This is a genomic window from Pseudarthrobacter sp. AL07 (assembly GCF_029960665.1).
Classification (GTDB): domain Bacteria; phylum Actinomycetota; class Actinomycetes; order Actinomycetales; family Micrococcaceae; genus Arthrobacter.
In genome coordinates this window covers 1-5,786 of record NZ_JASBRB010000056.1, presented here as the reverse complement: position 1 = coordinate 5,786, position 5,786 = coordinate 1, and the positions used below count along the sequence as shown (strand labels likewise).

Here is a 5,786-nt window from a genome sequence, read left to right as displayed (position 1 = left end):
CCCCCAACACGTGTGTGTTGGGGGGTTCTCGACCTGTAATGATGTTCCGGCGGTGACCTACTCTCCCACACCCTCCCGGGTGCAGTACCATCGGCGCTGTGGGTCTTAGCTTCCGGGTTCGGAATGGGACCGGGCGTTTCCCCCACGCTATGACCGCCGTAACCCTTCTACCCGGCCCGTTCAGGCGTGCCTGAAGGGGTGGGAAATCTGGTTACAACATTGTGGTGTTGTTATTGTGTTGTGTTTTTTGTTCCCTGCAACGAGCCGTCCGTGGACGGGTTTGTTGTTTGGGAACCACATAGTGGACGCAAGCAGTCTTGTTATCTTTTTACCAGCCCCGTGGTGCAAACCTCTTTTGAATAGGTTTGCGGGGTGGTGTGTGGTGTAAGTTATCGGCCTATTAGTACCGGTCAGCTTCACGAGTCGTTAGTCCTCGCTTCCACATCCGGCCTATCAACCCAGTGGTCTGGCTGGGGGCCTCTCACACACAAGGTGTATGGAAATCTCATCTCGAAGCGAGCTTCCCGCTTAGATGCTTTCAGCGGTTATCCCATCCGAACGTAGCTAATCAGCGGTGCACTTGGCAGTACAACTGACACACCAGAGGTTCGTCCGTCCCGGTCCTCTCGTACTAAGGACAGCCCTTCTCAAATTTCCTGCGCGCGCAGCGGATAGGGACCGAACTGTCTCACGACGTTCTAAACCCAGCTCGCGTACCGCTTTAATGGGCGAACAGCCCAACCCTTGGGACCTACTCCAGCCCCAGGATGCGACGAGCCGACATCGAGGTGCCAAACCATGCCGTCGATATGGACTCTTGGGCAAGATCAGCCTGTTATCCCCGAGGTACCTTTTATCCGTTGAGCGACGGCCATTCCACAATGTACCGCCGGATCACTAGTCCCGACTTTCGTCCCTGCTCGAGATGTCTCTCTCACAGTCAAGCTCCCTTGTGCACTTACACTCGACACCTGATTGCCAACCAGGCTGAGGGAACCTTTGGGCGCCTCCGTTACTTTTTAGGAGGCAACCGCCCCAGTTAAACTACCCATCAGGCACTGTCCCTGACCCGGATTACGGGCCGAAGTTAGATGTCCAAAGTGACCAGAGTGGTATTTCAACGATGACTCCACCCGAACTGGCGTCCGGGCTTCAACGTCTCCCACCTATCCTACACAAGCCACTCCGAACACCAATACCAAACTATAGTAAAGGTCTCGGGGTCTTTCCGTCCTGCTGCGCGTAACGAGCATCTTTACTCGTACTGCAATTTCGCCGAGTTTATGGTTGAGACAGCGGGGAAGTCGTTACTCCATTCGTGCAGGTCGGAACTTACCCGACAAGGAATTTCGCTACCTTAGGATGGTTATAGTTACCACCGCCGTTTACTGGGGCTTGAATTCTCAGCTTCGCCGTGAGGCTAACCGGTCCTCTTAACCTTCCAGCACCGGGCAGGAGTCAGTCCGTATACATCGTCTTGCGACTTCGCACGGACCTGTGTTTTTAGTAAACAGTCGCTTCCCCCTGGTCTCTGCGGCCCCGATCCCCTCCCACCAGCGTGTGGTGTTCAAGGTTGGGGCCCCCCTTCTCCCGAAGTTACGGGGGCATTTTGCCGAGTTCCTTAACCATAATTCTCTCGATCGCCTTAGTATTCTCTACCTGATCACCTGTGTCGGTTTGGGGTACGGGCGGCTAAAACCTCGCGTCGATGCTTTTCTCGGCAGCATAGGATCACCAAATCCCCCCGTGAGGGGGTCCCATCAGATCTCAGGCATCATGAACAGCGGATTTGCCTACCGTTCGCCCTACATCCTTAGACCGGGACAACCATCGCCCGGCTTGGCTACCTTCCTGCGTCACACCTGTTAATACGCTTGCCTCCCAGGATCAGGTCCCGCGCTCCACCAAAACCCACATCACCCCAAAGGGTGGGCGGGCAGGTATCGGGCGGTTAGTATCCCCTGTTCAACATGGACGGTTTTTCGCCGGTACGGGAATATCAACCCGTTGTCCATCGACTACGCCTGTCGGCCTCGCCTTAGGTCCCGACTTACCCAGGGCAGATTAGCTTGACCCTGGAACCCTTGATCATTCGGCGGACGGGTTTCTCACCCGTCTTTCGCTACTCATGCCTGCATTCTCACTCGTGTAGGCTCCACCGCTGGTTTACACCGCGACTTCACTGCCCACACGACGCTCCCCTACCACTCCAGACGCCTGAACCAACCCCGCAAAGGGCGGCTTAGCTAATATCTGAAATCCACAACTTCGGCGGTGTACTTGAGCCCCGCTACATTGTCGGCGCGGAATCACTTGACCAGTGAGCTATTACGCACTCTTTTAAGGATGGCTGCTTCTAAGCCAACCTCCTGGTTGTCTTCGCAACTCCACATCCTTTCCCACTTAGCACACGCTTAGGGGCCTTAGTTGGTGGTCTGGGCTGTTTCCCTCTCGACTATGAAGCTTATCCCCCACAGTCTCACTGCTGCGCTCTCACTTACCGGCATTCGGAGTTTGGCTGACGTCAGTAACCTTGTAGGGCCCATTAGCCATCCAGTAGCTCTACCTCCAGCAAGAAACACGCAACGCTGCACCTAAATGCATTTCGGGGAGAACCAGCTATCACGAAGTTTGATTGGCCTTTCACCCCTACCCACAGCTCATCCCCTCCATTTTCAACTGAAGTGGGTTCGGTCCTCCACGACGTCTTACCGTCGCTTCAACCTGGCCATGGGTAGATCACTTCGCTTCGGGTCTAGATCACGCCACTGCAACGCCCTATTCAGACTCGCTTTCGCTACGGCTTCCCCACACGGGTTAACCTCGCGACGTAACACTAACTCGCAGGCTCATTCTTCAAAAGGCACGCCGTCACACCCATACAGCAAGCTGCAGATGCTCCGACGGATTGTAAGCACACGGTTTCAGGTACTGTTTCACTCCCCTCCCGGGGTACTTTTCACCTTTCCCTCACGGTACTGGTCCGCTATCGGTCATTAGGGAGTATTTAGGCTTATCAGGTGGTCCTGACAGATTCACACGGGATTTCTCGGGCCCCGTGCTACTTGGGATACTCTCCAGGCGGCACAAAACATTTCGGTTACGGGGCTCACACCCTCTCTGGCCGGCCTTTCAAGACCGTTCACCTATGCCTGCACATCACACCTCACCAGTCCGGCAGAACTGATACGGAAAGTCCCACAACCCCGCCCATGCAACGCCCGCCGGCTATCACACATGGAACGGTTTAGCCTGATCCGCGTTCGCTCGCCACTACTAACGGAATCACTATTGTTTTCTCTTCCTGCGGGTACTGAGATGTTTCACTTCCCCGCGTTCCCTCCACGCACCCTATGTGTTCAGATGCGGGTCACCAGGCAGATCGCTCCCCTGGCGGGGTTTCCCCATTCGGAGACCCTGGGATCAAAGTCCGGTTATCGACTCCCCCAGGCTTATCGCAGATTCCTACGTCCTTCTTCGGCTCCTAATGCCAAGGCATCCACCGTGTGCTCTTAAAAACTTGACCACAAAAGATCAAAAAACTAATTTTCGAGAGAACCACGAAAACCACCCGGACACCACCACCACAACCCCAAAAGGCCACAGCAACAGACGCCCGGACAGATCCAGGTTCATATATTCTTGGAAATTGCTTCTTATAAAAGATGCTCGCGTCCACTATGTAGTTCTCAAACAACAACCCCAAACCACACACCCCACACACAACCCCAAAAGGTCAACCATGCGATCGATGCAGCCAGGAAACCAGAAACAAACAAACCCGACAAAACACACCACAACCCGTAAGCTGCAGCCCATCCTCCCGGCCCTGTTGCCTCAGGACCCAACAGTGTGCCAAACACTAAACCACCCACCCCCAACCCACACCGTTCCAGGACACCCCCAAGAGGGAATCCGTACTAGGCAAGGAAAGAAACAAGCAGCCGCTATCCGTTGATATTCCACCCTTGAGCACCCGCCGCAGAACTAGCGTCTGCGCAACGGGCATATACTCCTGACAACCCCACCACACGGACAGTACATCCGGCGCGGTGATTGTAGGTGCTCCTTAGAAAGGAGGTGATCCAGCCGCACCTTCCGGTACGGCTACCTTGTTACGACTTAGTCCCAATCGCCAGTCCCACCTTCGACAGCTCCCTCCCACAAGGGGTTAGGCCACCGGCTTCGGGTGTTACCAACTTTCGTGACTTGACGGGCGGTGTGTACAAGGCCCGGGAACGTATTCACCGCAGCGTTGCTGATCTGCGATTACTAGCGACTCCGACTTCATGGGGTCGAGTTGCAGACCCCAATCCGAACTGAGACCGGCTTTTTGGGATTAGCTCCACCTCACAGTATCGCAACCCTTTGTACCGGCCATTGTAGCATGCGTGAAGCCCAAGACATAAGGGGCATGATGATTTGACGTCGTCCCCACCTTCCTCCGAGTTGACCCCGGCAGTCTCCTATGAGTCCCCGCCATAACGCGCTGGCAACATAGAACGAGGGTTGCGCTCGTTGCGGGACTTAACCCAACATCTCACGACACGAGCTGACGACAACCATGCACCACCTGTAAACCGACCGCAAGCGGGGCACCTGTTTCCAGGTATTACCGGTTCATGTCAAGCCTTGGTAAGGTTCTTCGCGTTGCATCGAATTAATCCGCATGCTCCGCCGCTTGTGCGGGCCCCCGTCAATTCCTTTGAGTTTTAGCCTTGCGGCCGTACTCCCCAGGCGGGGCACTTAATGCGTTAGCTACGGCGCGGAAAACGTGGAATGTCCCCCACACCTAGTGCCCAACGTTTACGGCATGGACTACCAGGGTATCTAATCCTGTTCGCTCCCCATGCTTTCGCTCCTCAGCGTCAGTTAATGCCCAGAGACCTGCCTTCGCCATCGGTGTTCCTCCTGATATCTGCGCATTTCACCGCTACACCAGGAATTCCAGTCTCCCCTACATCACTCTAGTCTGCCCGTACCCACCGCAGATCCGGAGTTGAGCCCCGGACTTTCACGGCAGACGCGACAAACCGCCTACGAGCTCTTTACGCCCAATAATTCCGGATAACGCTTGCGCCCTACGTATTACCGCGGCTGCTGGCACGTAGTTAGCCGGCGCTTCTTCTGCAGGTACCGTCACTTTCGCTTCTTCCCTACTGAAAGAGGTTTACAACCCGAAGGCCGTCATCCCTCACGCGGCGTCGCTGCATCAGGCTTTCGCCCATTGTGCAATATTCCCCACTGCTGCCTCCCGTAGGAGTCTGGGCCGTGTCTCAGTCCCAGTGTGGCCGGTCACCCTCTCAGGCCGGCTACCCGTCGTCGCCTTGGTGAGCCATTACCTCACCAACAAGCTGATAGGCCGCGAGTCCATCCAAAACCACAATAAAGCTTTCCACCCCCCACCATGCGATGAGGAGTCATATCCGGTATTAGACCCAGTTTCCCAGGCTTATCCCAGAGTTAAGGGCAGGTTACTCACGTGTTACTCACCCGTTCGCCACTAATCCACCAGCAAGCTGGCATCATCGTTCGACTTGCATGTGTTAAGCACGCCGCCAGCGTTCATCCTGAGCCAGGATCAAACTCTCCGTTGAAGTAAAACAAAAACGAACACAACCAACACCCCCGGAAATAACGGAAGAAGAAGGCTGCAAAATTTGAAACCAGCTGTAAAAACCAAACCCAATCCACGGGGTGGACAGGCCTGGCCAAAACAACCAATCAATAAAACAATTGGTATCAACAAACTTGGCACACTATTGAGTTCTCAAACAACAGACACA

The 5,786-nt window shown here is 55.0% G+C and carries 3 rRNA genes; all 3 read right to left on the bottom strand.

From position 1 onward, the window contains the following. Positions 1–44: 44 nt before the first annotated feature. A 5S ribosomal RNA gene (gene rrf / locus QK290_RS18235) occupies positions 45–161 on the bottom strand. 218 nt (positions 162–379) lie between these two features. Further along, a 23S ribosomal RNA gene (locus tag QK290_RS18230) occupies positions 380–3,526 on the bottom strand. A gap of 547 nt (positions 3,527–4,073) precedes the next feature. After that, positions 4,074–5,597 (bottom strand): 16S ribosomal RNA (locus QK290_RS18225). The 16S, 23S and 5S rRNA genes sit together here, the layout of an rRNA operon. Between the last annotated feature and the right edge of the window lie 189 nt (positions 5,598–5,786).